This is a genomic window from Schaalia sp. 19OD2882 (assembly GCF_018986735.1).
GTDB lineage: Bacteria > Actinomycetota > Actinomycetes > Actinomycetales > Actinomycetaceae > Pauljensenia.
Genome location: NZ_CP065521.1, coordinates 2,087,911 through 2,100,693, shown reverse-complemented (window position 1 = coordinate 2,100,693; position 12,783 = coordinate 2,087,911). Strand labels below are relative to the sequence as shown.

At 67.0% G+C, this 12,783-nt stretch carries 24 protein-coding genes; all 24 read left to right on the top strand.

Going from position 1 to position 12,783, the window contains the following annotated elements:
• Position 1: 1 nt before the first annotated feature.
• The 24 genes from rpsS (at position 2) to I6B53_RS09065 (ending at position 12,778) form a co-directional block, all read left to right on the top strand.
• Positions 2-283, top strand: a complete 282-nt coding sequence (gene rpsS / locus I6B53_RS09180; protein WP_026460016.1) for a 30S ribosomal protein S19 — start codon at positions 2-4, stop codon at positions 281-283.
• A 32-nt stretch (positions 284-315) separates the two neighbouring features.
• Positions 316-687 carry a 50S ribosomal protein L22 gene (gene rplV / locus I6B53_RS09175; protein ID WP_216763933.1) on the top strand — a complete coding sequence of 124 codons (372 nt, stop codon included), beginning with the start codon at positions 316-318 and terminating at the stop codon, positions 685-687.
• Positions 687-1,484 carry a 30S ribosomal protein S3 gene (gene rpsC / locus I6B53_RS09170; protein ID WP_216763932.1) on the top strand — a complete coding sequence of 266 codons (798 nt, stop codon included), beginning with the start codon at positions 687-689 and terminating at the stop codon, positions 1,482-1,484. The genes rplV and rpsC overlap by 1 nt, the downstream gene beginning before the upstream one ends.
• A 5-nt stretch (positions 1,485-1,489) precedes the next feature.
• The gene (gene rplP / locus I6B53_RS09165; RefSeq protein WP_216763931.1) at positions 1,490-1,909 is read left to right on the top strand and encodes a 50S ribosomal protein L16; all 420 of its coding nucleotides are present in this window, start codon (positions 1,490-1,492) and stop codon (positions 1,907-1,909) included.
• Complete coding sequence (gene rpmC, locus I6B53_RS09160; RefSeq protein ID WP_216763930.1) at positions 1,909-2,142, top strand: 50S ribosomal protein L29; 234 nt, start codon at positions 1,909-1,911, stop codon at positions 2,140-2,142. The genes rplP and rpmC overlap by 1 nt, the downstream gene beginning before the upstream one ends.
• A gap of 5 nt (positions 2,143-2,147) precedes the next feature.
• Positions 2,148-2,414: a 30S ribosomal protein S17 gene (gene rpsQ / locus I6B53_RS09155; RefSeq protein WP_216763929.1), complete on the top strand. Its 267-nt coding sequence runs from the start codon at positions 2,148-2,150 to the stop codon at positions 2,412-2,414.
• Between the two features lie 349 nt (positions 2,415-2,763).
• Positions 2,764-3,132 (top strand): 50S ribosomal protein L14, encoded by a 369-nt coding sequence (gene rplN / locus I6B53_RS09150; protein ID WP_216763928.1) that lies wholly within the window; start codon positions 2,764-2,766, stop codon positions 3,130-3,132.
• Between the two features lies 1 nt (position 3,133).
• Entirely contained in the window at positions 3,134-3,565 is a 432-nt protein-coding gene (rplX, locus tag I6B53_RS09145; protein ID WP_216763927.1) for a 50S ribosomal protein L24, read from the top strand.
• Between the two features lies 1 nt (position 3,566).
• The gene (gene rplE / locus I6B53_RS09140; RefSeq protein WP_216763926.1) at positions 3,567-4,112 is read left to right on the top strand and encodes a 50S ribosomal protein L5; all 546 of its coding nucleotides are present in this window, start codon (positions 3,567-3,569) and stop codon (positions 4,110-4,112) included.
• 3 nt (positions 4,113-4,115) lie between these two features.
• Entirely contained in the window at positions 4,116-4,301 is a 186-nt protein-coding gene (locus I6B53_RS09135; RefSeq protein ID WP_216763925.1) for a type Z 30S ribosomal protein S14, read from the top strand.
• A gap of 61 nt (positions 4,302-4,362) precedes the next feature.
• A complete protein-coding gene (gene rpsH, locus I6B53_RS09130) occupies positions 4,363-4,761 on the top strand; it encodes a 30S ribosomal protein S8 (protein ID WP_216763924.1) in 399 nt (132 codons plus the stop codon).
• A gap of 15 nt (positions 4,762-4,776) precedes the next feature.
• Positions 4,777-5,313: a 50S ribosomal protein L6 gene (gene rplF, locus I6B53_RS09125; protein ID WP_216763923.1), complete on the top strand. Its 537-nt coding sequence runs from the start codon at positions 4,777-4,779 to the stop codon at positions 5,311-5,313.
• Positions 5,313-5,684, top strand: a complete 372-nt coding sequence (rplR, locus tag I6B53_RS09120) for a 50S ribosomal protein L18 (RefSeq protein WP_216763922.1) — start codon at positions 5,313-5,315, stop codon at positions 5,682-5,684. Before rplF ends, rplR begins: the two co-directional genes overlap by 1 nt.
• Before the next feature lie 28 nt (positions 5,685-5,712).
• Complete coding sequence (gene rpsE, locus I6B53_RS09115; RefSeq protein WP_216763921.1) at positions 5,713-6,405, top strand: 30S ribosomal protein S5; 693 nt, start codon at positions 5,713-5,715, stop codon at positions 6,403-6,405.
• Complete coding sequence (gene rpmD, locus I6B53_RS09110; protein ID WP_216763920.1) at positions 6,405-6,587, top strand: 50S ribosomal protein L30; 183 nt, start codon at positions 6,405-6,407, stop codon at positions 6,585-6,587. Before rpsE ends, rpmD begins: the two co-directional genes overlap by 1 nt.
• 2 nt (positions 6,588-6,589) lie before the next feature.
• Complete coding sequence (gene rplO / locus I6B53_RS09105) at positions 6,590-7,069, top strand: 50S ribosomal protein L15 (RefSeq protein WP_216763919.1); 480 nt, start codon at positions 6,590-6,592, stop codon at positions 7,067-7,069.
• Between the two features lie 222 nt (positions 7,070-7,291).
• A complete protein-coding gene (gene secY / locus I6B53_RS09100; protein WP_216763918.1) occupies positions 7,292-8,584 on the top strand; it encodes a preprotein translocase subunit SecY in 1,293 nt (430 codons plus the stop codon).
• A complete protein-coding gene (locus I6B53_RS09095) occupies positions 8,581-9,165 on the top strand; it encodes an adenylate kinase (RefSeq protein WP_216763917.1) in 585 nt (194 codons plus the stop codon). The genes secY and I6B53_RS09095 overlap by 4 nt, the downstream gene beginning before the upstream one ends.
• Positions 9,166-9,168: 3 nt before the next feature.
• Complete coding sequence (map, locus tag I6B53_RS09090; protein ID WP_216763916.1) at positions 9,169-10,065, top strand: type I methionyl aminopeptidase; 897 nt, start codon at positions 9,169-9,171, stop codon at positions 10,063-10,065.
• A 163-nt stretch (positions 10,066-10,228) separates the two neighbouring features.
• On the top strand, positions 10,229-10,450 hold the full coding sequence (infA, locus tag I6B53_RS09085; protein ID WP_009408800.1) for a translation initiation factor IF-1: 222 nt from the start codon (positions 10,229-10,231) through the stop codon (positions 10,448-10,450).
• 43 nt (positions 10,451-10,493) lie between these two features.
• Positions 10,494-10,607, top strand: a complete 114-nt coding sequence (gene rpmJ / locus I6B53_RS09080; RefSeq protein ID WP_216763915.1) for a 50S ribosomal protein L36 — start codon at positions 10,494-10,496, stop codon at positions 10,605-10,607.
• Positions 10,608-10,759: 152 nt separating this feature from the next.
• Positions 10,760-11,134: a 30S ribosomal protein S13 gene (rpsM, locus tag I6B53_RS09075; protein ID WP_216763914.1), complete on the top strand. Its 375-nt coding sequence runs from the start codon at positions 10,760-10,762 to the stop codon at positions 11,132-11,134.
• A gap of 73 nt (positions 11,135-11,207) precedes the next feature.
• A complete protein-coding gene (gene rpsK, locus I6B53_RS09070; RefSeq protein WP_216763913.1) occupies positions 11,208-11,615 on the top strand; it encodes a 30S ribosomal protein S11 in 408 nt (135 codons plus the stop codon).
• Positions 11,616-11,779: 164 nt separating this feature from the next.
• Positions 11,780-12,778 carry a DNA-directed RNA polymerase subunit alpha gene (locus tag I6B53_RS09065; protein ID WP_216763912.1) on the top strand — a complete coding sequence of 333 codons (999 nt, stop codon included), beginning with the start codon at positions 11,780-11,782 and terminating at the stop codon, positions 12,776-12,778.
• The last annotated feature ends 5 nt before the right edge of the window (positions 12,779-12,783 follow it).

Sequence of the window (12,783 nt, the reverse complement as noted above, 5' to 3'; positions counted from 1 at the left end):
CATGCCGCGTAGTTTGAAGAAGGGTCCCTTCGTCGACGACCACCTCATGAAGAAGGTCGACGCCGCGATCGAGACCGGCTCGAAGAACGTCATCAAGACCTGGTCGCGTCGCTCGGTCATCACCCCGGACTTCCTGGGACTGACCTTCGCCGTCCACGACGGTCGCAAGCACGTGCCCGTGTTCGTCACCGAGTCCATGGTGGGACACAAGCTCGGCGAGTTCGCTCCCACGCGCACTTTCCGCAGCCACGACAAGGACGACCGCAAGGGGCGCCGGCGCTGAGCCGGCCCACTGAGAAGTAGAGGCAGGAAGCAATGGAAGCCAAGGCGCAGGCGCGATACGTGCGCGTCACGCCCCAGAAGGCGCGCCGCGTCGTGAACGAGGTTCGCGGCAAGGGCGCACTGGAGGCCGCCGACATCCTGCGGTTCGCCCCGCAGGCAGTCGCCACCGATGTCCGCAAGGTTCTGCTCTCGGCAGTGGCCAATTCCAAGGTCAAGGCCGAACTGGCAGGGGAGACCTTCAACGAGGCCGAGCTGCTGGTGCTCGAGGCCTACGTCGACGAGGGCCCGACCATGAAGCGGTTCCGTCCCCGCGCGCAGGGTCGCGCAGGACGCATCCTCAAGCGTTCGAGCCACATCACCGTCGTGGTGGGCACGAAGGAAGACAAGAAGAAGGGAGACCGGTAATGGGCCAAAAGGTCAACCCCACCGGGTTCCGCCTGGGAATCACCACTGACCACCGGTCCCGCTGGTTCTCCGACTCGTCCACGAAGGGTCAGCGTTACGCCGACTACGTGGCCGAGGACGTGGCCATCCGCAAGACGCTCTCGCAGACCCTTGAGCGCGCCGGTATCGCCAAGGTCGACATCGAGCGCACCCGCGACCGTGTGCGCGTGGACCTGCACACCGCCCGCCCGGGCATCGTCATCGGCCGCCGCGGCGCCGAGGCCGACCGCCTGCGCGTCTCCTTGGAGAAGCTCACGGGCAAGCAGGTCCAGCTCAACATCCTCGAGGTGAAGAACCCCGACCTGGATGCGCAGCTGGTGGCCCAGGGCATTGCCGAGCAGCTGGCTGCCCGCGTCTCCTTCCGTCGCGCCATGCGCAAGGGCATCCAGTCCGCGCAGCGCGCCGGCGCCAAGGGCATCCGTGTCCAGGTGTCGGGTCGTCTCGGCGGAGCCGAGATGAGCCGCTCCGAGTTCTACCGCGAGGGCCGCGTGCCGCTGCACACCCTGCGCGCGAACATCGACTACGGATTCCACGAGGCCCGTACCACCTTCGGCCGCATCGGCGTGAAGGTCTGGATCTACAAGGGCGACATCACCGAACGCGAGTTCGCACGTCAGCAGGCCGAGCAGGCCCAGCGCGGCGGCGCGGGTCGTCGCGGTGACCGCCGCGGCCCCCGTCGTGGTGGCCGTCCCCAGGACAACAGCCAGGCCCAGGCGGCTCCCGCCGCGGCCGGCTCCGAGACCGGAACGGAGGCCTGAGCCCCATGCTCATTCCCCGTCGCACCAAGTGGCGCCGCCAGCACCGGCCCCACCGCACCGGCAATGCGACCGGTGGCACCGAGCTGGCCTTCGGCCAGTACGGCATCCAGGCTCTCGAGGCGGCCTACGTGACCAACCGTCAGATCGAGGCAGCCCGTATCGCCATGACCCGTCACGTCAAGCGTGGTGGCAAGGTGTGGATCAACATCTTCCCCGACCGCCCGTTGACGAAGAAGCCCGCCGAGACCCGTATGGGCTCGGGCAAGGGCTCGGTCGAGTGGTGGATCGCCCCGGTCAAGCCCGGCCGCATCATGTTCGAGCTGGCCGGCGTGCCAGAGGCCCTGGCCCGCGAGGCCATGCGCCGCGCCCAGCACAAGCTTCCGATGAAGACCCGTTTCGTGGTCCGTGAGGGTGGTGATTTCTGATGGCCGACAAGGGTCTGACCACCGCCGACCTGGACGCCATGGACGACGCTCAGCTGTCCAAGGAGCTCGAGAAGGCCAAGGCCGAGCTGTTCAACCTGCGTTTCGCGCAGGCGGTCGGCTCCCTCGAGGACCACGGTCGCATGAAGACCGTGCGCCGTGACATCGCCCGCATCTACACGATCGCGCGTGAGCGGGAGCTCGGCTACCGCACCGCACCGAGCACCCAGGAGTGAGCAAGATGTCCGAGTCCACCCCCCGCAATGAGCGCAAGGTCCGTCGTGGCATCGTCGTGTCCGACAAGATGGACAAGACCGTCGTCGTCGAGATCGAGGACCGCGTGAAGCACGCCCTCTACGGCAAGGTCATGCGCAAGTCGAAGAAGGTCAAGGTCCACGACGAGAAGAACGAGTGCGGCATCGGCGACCTCGTCCTCATCATGGAGACCCGGCCGCTGTCCGCCACCAAGCGCTGGCGCATCGTCGAGATCCTCGAAAAGGCCAAGTGAGCTTGCACTTGGCTTGACCGCGGACCTCACAAGAGCCCGACCCCCTTCGCGGGGGCCGGGCTCTTCGCGTGGCACCGACACCCGGTGGCGCACTCGACGCACATCGGGGCATGGGGGAGGTCACGTCCTGGTGGTTTCCTTGCGGGCACTGGGCTGGGGTAGGGTGGACGGGTTGCGTGACGCGGGTGCACTGTGCCCGCGTCGGTAGTGAGAGCGAGCAACACCACGGCTCCGTGGTGCGTTCGCACTGTTGTCGGCAACGATGCGCAACGGTCAATGCACGTTCGGCAAGGCTCGCGGGAAGTAATGCTCCCAAGAGAACCGGCTCGACGACAGGAGTCAACAGAAAATGATCCAGCAGGAGTCGCGACTCAAGGTCGCCGACAACACTGGCGCCAAAGAGATCCTCACCATCCGAGTGCTCGGTGGTTCGGGTCGCCGCTACGCGGGAATCGGCGATGTCATCGTCGCCACCGTCAAGGACGCCATCCCCGGCGGCAGCGTGAAGAAGGGTGACGTCGTCAAGGCGGTCGTCGTCCGCACTCGCAAGGAGACCCGCCGCGCCGACGGTTCCTACATCCGTTTCGACGAGAATGCGGCCGTCATCCTCAAGAACGACGGGGAACCCCGTGGCACCCGCATCTTCGGCCCCGTGGGCCGCGAGTTGCGTGACAAGAGGTTCATGAAGATCGTGTCCCTCGCACCGGAGGTGATCTGACATGGCAGCCAAGATCCGCAAGGACGACCTGGTCGAGGTCGTTCGTGGCCGTACCTGCGACGAGGCCAAGTTGGCCGAGCGCAACGCCCGCCGTCAGGCCGAGGGCCTCGAACCCCTCAAGCCCGGCGACAAGGGCAAGCAGGGGCGTGTCATCAAGGTCCTGCCCGAGGAGGGCAAGGTCCTCGTCGAAGGCGTCAACCTCAAGACCCGCCACGTCCGCCAGGGTGCGAACGGCCAGGCCGGCGGCATCGAAACCGTCGAGGCCCCGATTGCGATCTCGAAGGTCGCCCTCGTCGACCCCGAGACCAAGCAGCGCGTGCGCGTCGGCTTCCGCGAGGACACCGTCGAGCGCGATGGCCGCACCCGCACCGTCCGCGTGCGCGTCACCCGCGGTGGCGCCAAGCGCGGCATCGAGCAGGGCAAGGAGATCTGAGATGGCCCCCCGCCTCAAGGAAAAGTACAACTCGGAGATCCGCGACGCCCTGCGTCAGGAGTTCCAGCACGGCAATGTCATGGAGGTCGGCGGTCTGGTGAAGATCGTCGTCAACATGGGTGTCGGCGAGGCCGCACGCGACTCGAAGGCCCTGGAGGGCGCCATCCGCGACCTCACCCTGATCACCGGTCAGAAGCCCGTGGTGACCAAGGCCAAGAAGTCCATCGCACAGTTCAAGCTGCGTGAGGGCCAGGCCATTGGCGCACACGTGACCATCCGCGGTGACCGGATGTGGGAGTTCCTGGACCGCCTGCTCTCGACCGCCCTGCCCCGCATCCGCGACTTCCGCGGTCTGTCGGCCAAGCAGTTCGACGGCAACGGCAACTACACCTTCGGTCTGACGGAGCAGTCGATGTTCCACGAGATCGACCAGGACTCCATCGACCGCGTGCGCGGCATGGACATCACGATCGTGACCTCGGCCAAGACTGACGAAGAGGGCCGCGCCCTGCTGCGTCACCTCGGCTTCCCCTTCAAGGAGGACTGACCCATGGCCAAGACGTCCCTCAAGGTCAAGGCTGCCCGCACCCCGAAGTTCGCGGTGCGCGCCTACACCCGGTGCAACAAGTGCGGTCGTCCGCGCTCGGTGTACCGCAAGTTCGGACTGTGCCGAGTCTGCCTGCGCGAGCTCGCCCTCAAGGGCGAATTGCCGGGCGTCACCAAGAGCAGCTGGTAACACTGACGTCGCAGGTCCCGGTGTGCCGGAGAAACCGCGACGAGGAAGGGGAAATTCCCCAATGACAATGACTGATCCCATCGCAGACATGCTCACGCGTCTGCGCAACGCCAACCGGGCGCACCACGACTCGGTCTCGATGCCCTACTCGAAGCTCAAGGCCGCCATCGCCGACATCCTCGTGGAAGAGGGCTACATCGCCTCCACCTCCGTCGAGGACGCCCGCGTGGGTCGCACGCTGACCCTCACCCTGAAGTACACCTCGCACCGCGAGTCCGCCATCCAGGGTCTGCAGCGTGTGTCCAAGCCGGGTCTGCGCGTGTACGCGAAGTCCACCAACCTGCCCAAGGTCCGCGGCGGCCTGGGCGTGGCCATCCTGTCCACGTCCTCCGGCCTGCTCACCGACCGCCAGGCGGCCGACAAGGGCGTGGGCGGCGAAGTCCTCGCCTACGTCTGGTGAGAAGGAGACTGACACATGTCGCGCATCGGTAAGAACCCCGTCGTCGTCCCTGCGGGCGTCGACGTCACCATCGACGGCCAGACCGTCACCGTCAAGGGTCCCAAGGGCCAGCTCAGCCACGAGGTCGCTCAGCCGATCCAGGTCGCCCTCGAGGACGGCCAGATCGTCGTCACGCGTCCCGACGACGAGCGCCTCTCGCGTTCGCTGCACGGCCTGACCCGCACTCTCATCCACAACATGGTCGTCGGCGTGACCGCGGGCTACTCCAAGCAGCTCGAGATCACCGGCACCGGTTACCGCGTCGTCGCCAAGGGCAAGGACCTGGAGTTCTCCCTGGGCTTCTCGCACACGGTCCCGGTCGCCGCCCCCGAAGGCATCGAGTTCACCGTCGAGTCGCAGACCAAGTTCACGGTCCACGGAATCGACAAGCAACTCGTCGGCGAGACGGCCGCCCGCATCCGCAAGCTGAAGAAGCCGGAGCCCTACAAGGGCAAGGGCATCCACTACGTGGGTGAGGTCATCCGTCGCAAGGTCGGAAAGGCAGGCAAGTGATGTCCTACACCGTCAAGGGCAAGGGCAAGTTCGTCGCTCGCAAGCGTCGTCACCTGCGCCTTCGCAAGAAGATCAACGGCACTGCCGCGCGTCCGCGCCTGGTGGTCACCCGTTCCAACCGTCACATGGTTGCCCAGGTCGTGGACGACACCGTCGGCCACACCCTGGTGTCCGCCTCGTCCATGGAGCCCGACCTGGCCTCCGCCGAAGGCACGAAGAAGGACAAGGCCGCCAAGGTGGGCGCTCTGATCGCCGAGCGCGCCAAGGCCGTCGGCATCACCGCCGTGGTCTTCGACCGCGGTGGCAACAAGTACCACGGCCGTGTCGCGGCCGTCGCCGAAGCCGCCCGTGAGGGCGGGCTCGAGCTGTGACCGGATCGAAGGAAAGAGAGATCATCTGATGGCTGCACCGCAGCGAAGCAGGAACGGTCAGGAAGGCGGCGAGCGCCAGGGCGACGGGGAGCGTCGCGAGCGTCGTGGTCGCGGAGACTCCCGCGACTCCCGCCGGACCGAGGCCAAGGACCAGTACATCGAGCGCGTCGTCACCATCAACCGCGTCTCCAAGGTCGTCAAAGGTGGACGTCGGTTCTCCTTCACGGCCCTGGTGGTCGTCGGCGACGGTGAGGGCACGGTCGGCGTCGGCTACGGAAAGGCCAAGGAAGTTCCCCAGGCCATTTCCAAGGGCGTCGAGGAGGCGAAGAAGAACTTCTTCCGCGTCCCGATGATCCGCCGCACCATCACCCACCTCGTGCAGGGCCGCGACGCCGCCGGCGTCGTCCTCCTGCGCCCGGCCGCCCCCGGTACCGGCGTCATCGCCGGTGGCCCCGTGCGCGCCGTCCTCGAGGCCGCGGGTGTCCACGACGTGTTGACCAAGTCCTTGGGCTCGGACAACGCGATCAACATCGTCCACGCGACGGTTGCCGCGCTCAAGCAGCTCGAGCAGCCCGAGGCCGTGGCGGCCCGCCGTGGCCTGCCGCTCGAGCGTGTCGCCCCCGCGGCGATGCTGCGTGCGCGCGCCGAGGGTGAGGCCGAGAAGCGCGCCGAAGCCGACAAGGCCGAGGCGGACAAGGCGGCGGCAGGGGTGAGCGAGTGATGGCGAACCTGAGAATCACGCAGATCAAGTCGACGATCGGCGCGAAGCAGAACATGAAGGACACGCTGCGCACCCTCGGGCTGCGCAAGATCGGCCAGAGCGTCGTGCGTCCGGACTCGCAGGCCCTCCGTGGCGCCGTGCGGACCGTGCGTCACCTGGTCACCGTCGAGGAGGTCGACTGACAATGGCCGACACCACCAAGAAGGCCGCCGAGGAGCAGGTGAGCATCGTCAAGCTGCACCACCTGCGTCCCGCCCCGGGTGCCAAGACCGCCAAGACCCGCGTGGGTCGCGGTGAGGGCTCCAAGGGCAAGACCGCCGGACGCGGCACCAAGGGCACCAAGGCCCGCTACCAGGTTCCCGCCGGCTTCGAGGGCGGGCAGATGCCGATCCACATGCGTCTGCCGAAGCTCCGTGGCTTCCGCAACCCCTTCCGCACCGAGTACCAGGTCGTCAACGTCGCCAAGCTGCAGGAGCTCTTCCCGCAGGGTGGCACCGTGACCGTCGAGGACCTCGTGGCCAAGAGCGCCGTGCGTGACGGCGAGCTCGTCAAGGTGCTCGGCACCGGCGAGATCACCGTCGCCCTCGACCTCGTCGTGGACTCCTGGTCGGCGTCCGCCGAGGCGAAGATCACCGCCGTCGGCGGGTCCCTCAAGACCCGCTGACGACGCGTTGGGGGTGGCCCGGCAGGTCCGGGCCACCCCCTGTCACGTCACCGGCCGGGAGGCGACACGCCCCCTCGAACGGCCTGTGGGACGAGGGCGGCGCCCTCGTCGAAATGGCCACCACCACACCTTTTGGCCCGCACCGGCACCGTTCCGGTAGGCTGGGCCAGTCGCCCCGGGCAATCGGCCCACGGGTGAACCCGTCACCACCAGGAGGAAGCCTTGCTCAGTGCGTTCGCGCAGGCGTTCCGTACCCCCGACCTGCGTCGGAAGCTGTTCTTCACGCTGATGATCATGGCGCTGTTCCGCCTCGGATCCTTCATCCCGACCCCGGGTGTGGATTCCAAGGCCGTCCAGATGTGCATCGCCAACCAGAACGAAGCTTCCCTCCTGGATCTGGTCAACCTCTTCTCCGGTGGCGCGCTGCTGCAGCTGTCGGTCTTCGCGCTGGGCATCATGCCCTACATCACCGCGTCGATCATCATCCAGCTGCTGCGCGTGGTCATCCCCAGGTTCGACGACCTGCACAAGGAGGGCCAGACCGGTCAGGCCAAGCTCACGCAGTACACGCGTTACCTGACGATCTTCCTCGGCATCCTCCAGTCGACCACGTACATCGCCTTGGCACGTTCGGGCCAGATGTTCTCCGGCTGCACCCACAAGGTCATCGGCGACGACTCGATCCCGATGATCCTGCTCATGATCCTGGTGATGACGGCCGGCACCGGCGTCATCATGTGGCTGGGCGAGCTCGTCACCGAACGCGGCATCGGCAACGGCATGTCGCTGCTCATCTTCACCTCGATCGCCGCCCGCCTGCCCTCCCAGCTGCTGAGCATCGGCCAGGCCGGCAAGTGGGGGTCCGTGGCCGCCATCGTCGGCCTGATGCTGGCCGTGACCCTGGTGGTCGTCTACCTGGAGCAGGCCCAGCGCCGCATTCCCGTCCAGTACGCCAAGCGCATGGTGGGCCGGCGACAGTACGGCGGCACCACCACCTACATTCCGCTCAAGCTCAACATGTCGGGCGTCATCCCCGTCATCTTCGCCACCTCGATCCTGGCGCTGCCGCCGCTGGTGGCCCAGTTCGGCGACCCGACCCAGGCGTGGGTGCAGTGGATCAGTGCGAACTTCAGCCAGACGGCATGGCCGTACCTGGTCGGATACGGTCTGCTGACCCTGTTCTTCACCTTCTTCTACACGGCGATCACCTTCAACCCCGACGAGGTGGCCGACAACATGAAGCGCTACGGCGGCTTCATCCCCGGCTACCGTGCGGGCCGCCCGACCGCCGAGTACCTCACCTACGTCATCAATCGCATCACCACTGCCGGCGCCCTGTACCTGGTCGTCATTGCGCTGCTGCCGACTCTGGCGATGATTCCCCTGAACCTCTCCGCGAACCAGATGCCCTTCGGCGGCACCACACTGCTCATCGTCGTCGGTGTCGGCCTGCAGACGGTCAAGGAGATCAACACTCAGCTGCAGCAGCACCACTACGAAGGATTCCTGCGATGACGTCGATCATCCTCCTGGGCGCCCCTGGCGCCGGCAAGGGAACGCAGGCCCGCCTGATCGCGGAGAGGCTGGGCATCCCGGCCATCTCCACCGGTGAGATCTTCCGGACCAACATGGCTTCCGACACGGAACTGGGACGCCGCGCCCGCGAGTACATGGACCGGGGCGAATTCGTCCCCGACTCGGTGACGAACCCGATGGTGCAGGCGCGCCTGGCCGCCCCGGACACCGAGCGCGGTTTCCTGCTGGACGGCTACCCTCGCACCTTGGCCCAGGCGCACGTCCTGCGTGACCTGCTGGTGGACATGGGCAAGCGCATCGACGTGGTGCTGGCCATCGAGGTGGACGAGAACGAGGTCGTCGAACGCATCCTCAAACGTGCCCAGGAGCAGCACCGCTCCGACGACACCGAGGAGATCATCCGCCACCGCCTGGAGGTCTACCACAAGGCCACCGAGCCCATCGCCACCTACTACGCCGACCAGGACCTGCTGGAGAGCGTCGACGGGTCGGGAACCGTCGACCAGGTCTTCGCCCGCATCTGCGAGGTCCTGGACCGCATCGGCACCGAACGCCGCTGACCCGTGCGACGCATTGAGCTCAAGACCCGCGACCAGATGCGCTTCATGCGCAGGGCCGGCTTGGTGGTCGCCGACATCCACCGGGCGTTGCGTGACTTCGCTGCGCCCGGTGTGACCACCCTGGAGTGCGACGAGGTGGTCCGCGAGGTCATCGCCAAGGCGGGCGCAAAGTCCAACTTCCTAGGCTACCACGGATTCCCCGCCACAGTGTGCATCAGTGTCAATGACGAGGTCGTCCACGGCATCCCCGGCAAGAAGCGGCTGCGGGCCGGGGACATCGTGAGTTTCGACTGCGGAGCCTACATCGTCGAGGCCGGGAAGCAGTGGCACGGTGATGCGGCGATCACGATGATCATCGGGGATGAGCCCCGCCCGACCACGGGCGGCCCGAGCGCCGCCGAAGCCGCGATTCCGCCGGATCTGCTGGAGCGCCGCCGGCAGCTGGACCAGGTCACCCACGCCGCTCTGGATGCGGCATTGGCCGCAGTGGCCACGGGCCGCCGGGTCGGCGTGGTGGGCGCCGCCGTGGAGAAGGTCGTCGAGGACCACGGGGAGCGCTTCGGCTGGGAGGCCGGAATCGTCGAGGAGTTCACCGGCCACGGCATCGGCACCGCCATGCACCAGGCGCCCGACGTGCTCAACTACATGGTGCACGGGCGGACCGAGAAGCTGCGGCCCGGCATGGTGCTGGCCGTCGAACCCATGCTCACCGGCGGCTGCGCCGAGGTGACCACCGACCGCGACGGCTGGACCGTGCGCACGAAGGACGGCTCCGACGCCGTCCAGTGGGAGCATTCGATTGCCATTGTCGAGGACGGGGTGAGCGTCCTGACCGCCCCGGACCGCGGGGCCGCGCTGCTGGCGCCTTTCGGGATCACCCCGGTCGACCTGGACGACTGAGGGGCACGAGGGCGGAGCAGCGCCCGGGCAGTGACGCGGTCTACAGCCCGCCCGACTATCACTTCGGGCGCATTCTCGCGTAATGTGGATCCTCGGGCGTGTCGCCACGCCCACCGGCGCACGCCGTGCACCGGGTACCGGAGGTGCGACCAGACGGAGGAACATGGCCAAGAAGGACGGCGTCATCGAGATCGAAGGCACGGTCATCGAGGCCCTGCCGAACGCGATGTTCCGCGTGGAACTGAGCAACGGACACATCGTCCTGGGGCACATCGCCGGGAAGATGCGTCAGCACTACATCCGGATCCTCCCCGAGGACCGGGTCGTCGTCGAGCTGAGCCCCTACGACCTCTCGCGAGGTCGCATCGTCTACCGGTACAAGTGAACGAACCGACACATGCCGCCCCCGGGCGGCGGAGGTAACCACCATGAAGGTCAAGCCGAGTGTCAAGACGATCTGTGACAAGTGCAAGGTGATTCGTCGCCACGGCAATGTCATGGTCATCTGCGACAACCCCCGGCACAAGCAGCGTCAGGGCTGACCCCTGCCGATGCGGCCCAACGGGCGATGAGCCCGACAGCATCTCCTCGAAGGCCCCACCCAGGTGAGGGCGACCCCCGGTTCGGAGGCCGGGGCCGACAATTCGGTCGGAAGAGGAGATGACGACCTCCGAATAGCCACTGGAGCACACACATGGCACGCATTGCCGGCGTCGACCTGCCCCGCGAGAAGCGGATGGAGATCGCGCTCACCTACATCTACGGAGTCGGGCGCACCCGCGCCAAGGAGACTCTCGAAGCCACTGGAGTCAGCCCCGACCTGCGCGTCAAGGACGCCACCGAGGAGGACCTGGTCAAGCTTCGTGACCACATCGAGTCCAACTACAAGGTCGAAGGCGACCTGCGTCGTGAGGTCCAGGCCGACATCCGCCGCAAGGTCGAGATCGGTTCCTACCAGGGCCTTCGTCACCGTCGTGGCCTGCCGGTCCACGGTCAGCGCACCAAGACCAACGCGCGCACCCGCAAGGGCCCCAAGCGCACTGTTGCAGGCAAGAAGAAGGCCAAGTGACGGCCGGCGTCGACCCCGTCTGCGCTGATCGGGCGACGCGAGAATCCACACGACTTCGAAGGAACTGAATCACATGGCTGGAAAGACCACCCGCAGCGGTGCCGGACGCAAGCCGCGCCGCAAGATCTCCAAGAACGTGACCCAGGGTCGCGCCTACATCAAGTCGACGTTCAACAACACGATCGTCTCCATCACCGACCCGACCGGCGCGGTCATCGCTTGGGCCTCCTCCGGCCAGGTGGGCTTCAAGGGCTCACGCAAGTCCACCCCCTTCGCCGCGCAGCTGGCCGCCGAGGCCGCCGCCCGTCGCGCGCAGGAGCACGGGATGAAGAAGGTCGACGTCTTCGTCAAGGGACCCGGCTCCGGCCGCGAGACCGCGATCCGTTCCCTCCAGGCCGCCGGCCTCGAGGTCGGCTCGATCCAGGACGTCACCCCCCAGGCGCACAACGGCGCCCGTCCCCCGAAGCGTCGCCGCGGCTGACCGCGGCAGGAGGGGCCCCGCCCTCGTCGCCCTCCCAGGAAGACGAGGACGACCAACCCCCACGTCCGGGGAGCCTGCCATTGGCCACCCCAACCCTTTGAGACCGCACCAAGCGGACCACCATCCGGCGTCATATGGCGGGCGCCGGGAAGAAAGGACACGACGTGCTCATTGCAGAGCGCCCCATCCTGACCGAGGAGAAGGTCAGCGACTTCCGCTCCCGCTTCACCCTGGAGCCCCTCGAGCCCGGGTTCGGCTACACGCTGGGCAACTCCCTGCGTCGCACTCTGCTCTCGTCGATCCCCGGCGCGGCAGTGACCTCCATCCGCATCGATGGAGTGCCTCACGAGTTCCGCACCGTGGAAGGCGTGAAGGAGGACGTGGCCGAGATCATCCTCAACATCAAGCAGATCGTCCTCTCCTCGGAGAACGACGAGCCGGTCGTCATGTACCTGCGCAAGGCGGGTCCGGGCGAAATCGTCGCCGGTGACATCACGCCGCCGGCGGGTGTGGAGATCCACAACCCCGACCTGCACCTGGCCACCCTCAACGAGAAGGGCAAGCTGGAGATCGAGCTGACCGTCGAACGCGGTCGCGGCTACGTCTCGGCCGCGCAGAACAAGAACCCGCAGGCCGAGATCTCGGTCATCCCGATCGACTCGATCTACTCGCCCGTGGTCAAGGTGACCTACAAGGTCGAGGCGACCCGTGTCGAGCAGCGCACCGACTTCGACCGCCTCGTCATCGACGTGGAGACCAAGCCCGCGATCTCCCCGCGTGACGCTCTGGCCTCTGCCGGCAAGACCCTGGTCGAACTCTTCGGGCTCATGCGCGAGCTCAACGAGGAGGCCGAGGGCATCGAGGTGGGGCCCTCCACCACCGACGCCACCCTGGCCGCCGACCTGGCGCTGCCGATCGAGAGCCTCAACCTGCAGTCGCGTTCCTACAACGCGCTGCGTCGCCGTGGGATCCTCACCGTCGGCGAGTTGGTCGCCCACTCCGAGGCCGACCTGCTCGACATCCGCAACTTCGGCACCAAGTCCATCGAGGAGATCAAGGAGTCGCTCGCGACCCTGGGCATGACCCTCAAGGACTCGACCATGCCGCAGGGCGGAGACGACGGCTCCGCCTCGATCACCTTCAGCGACGACCAGTCCATCTGACAAAG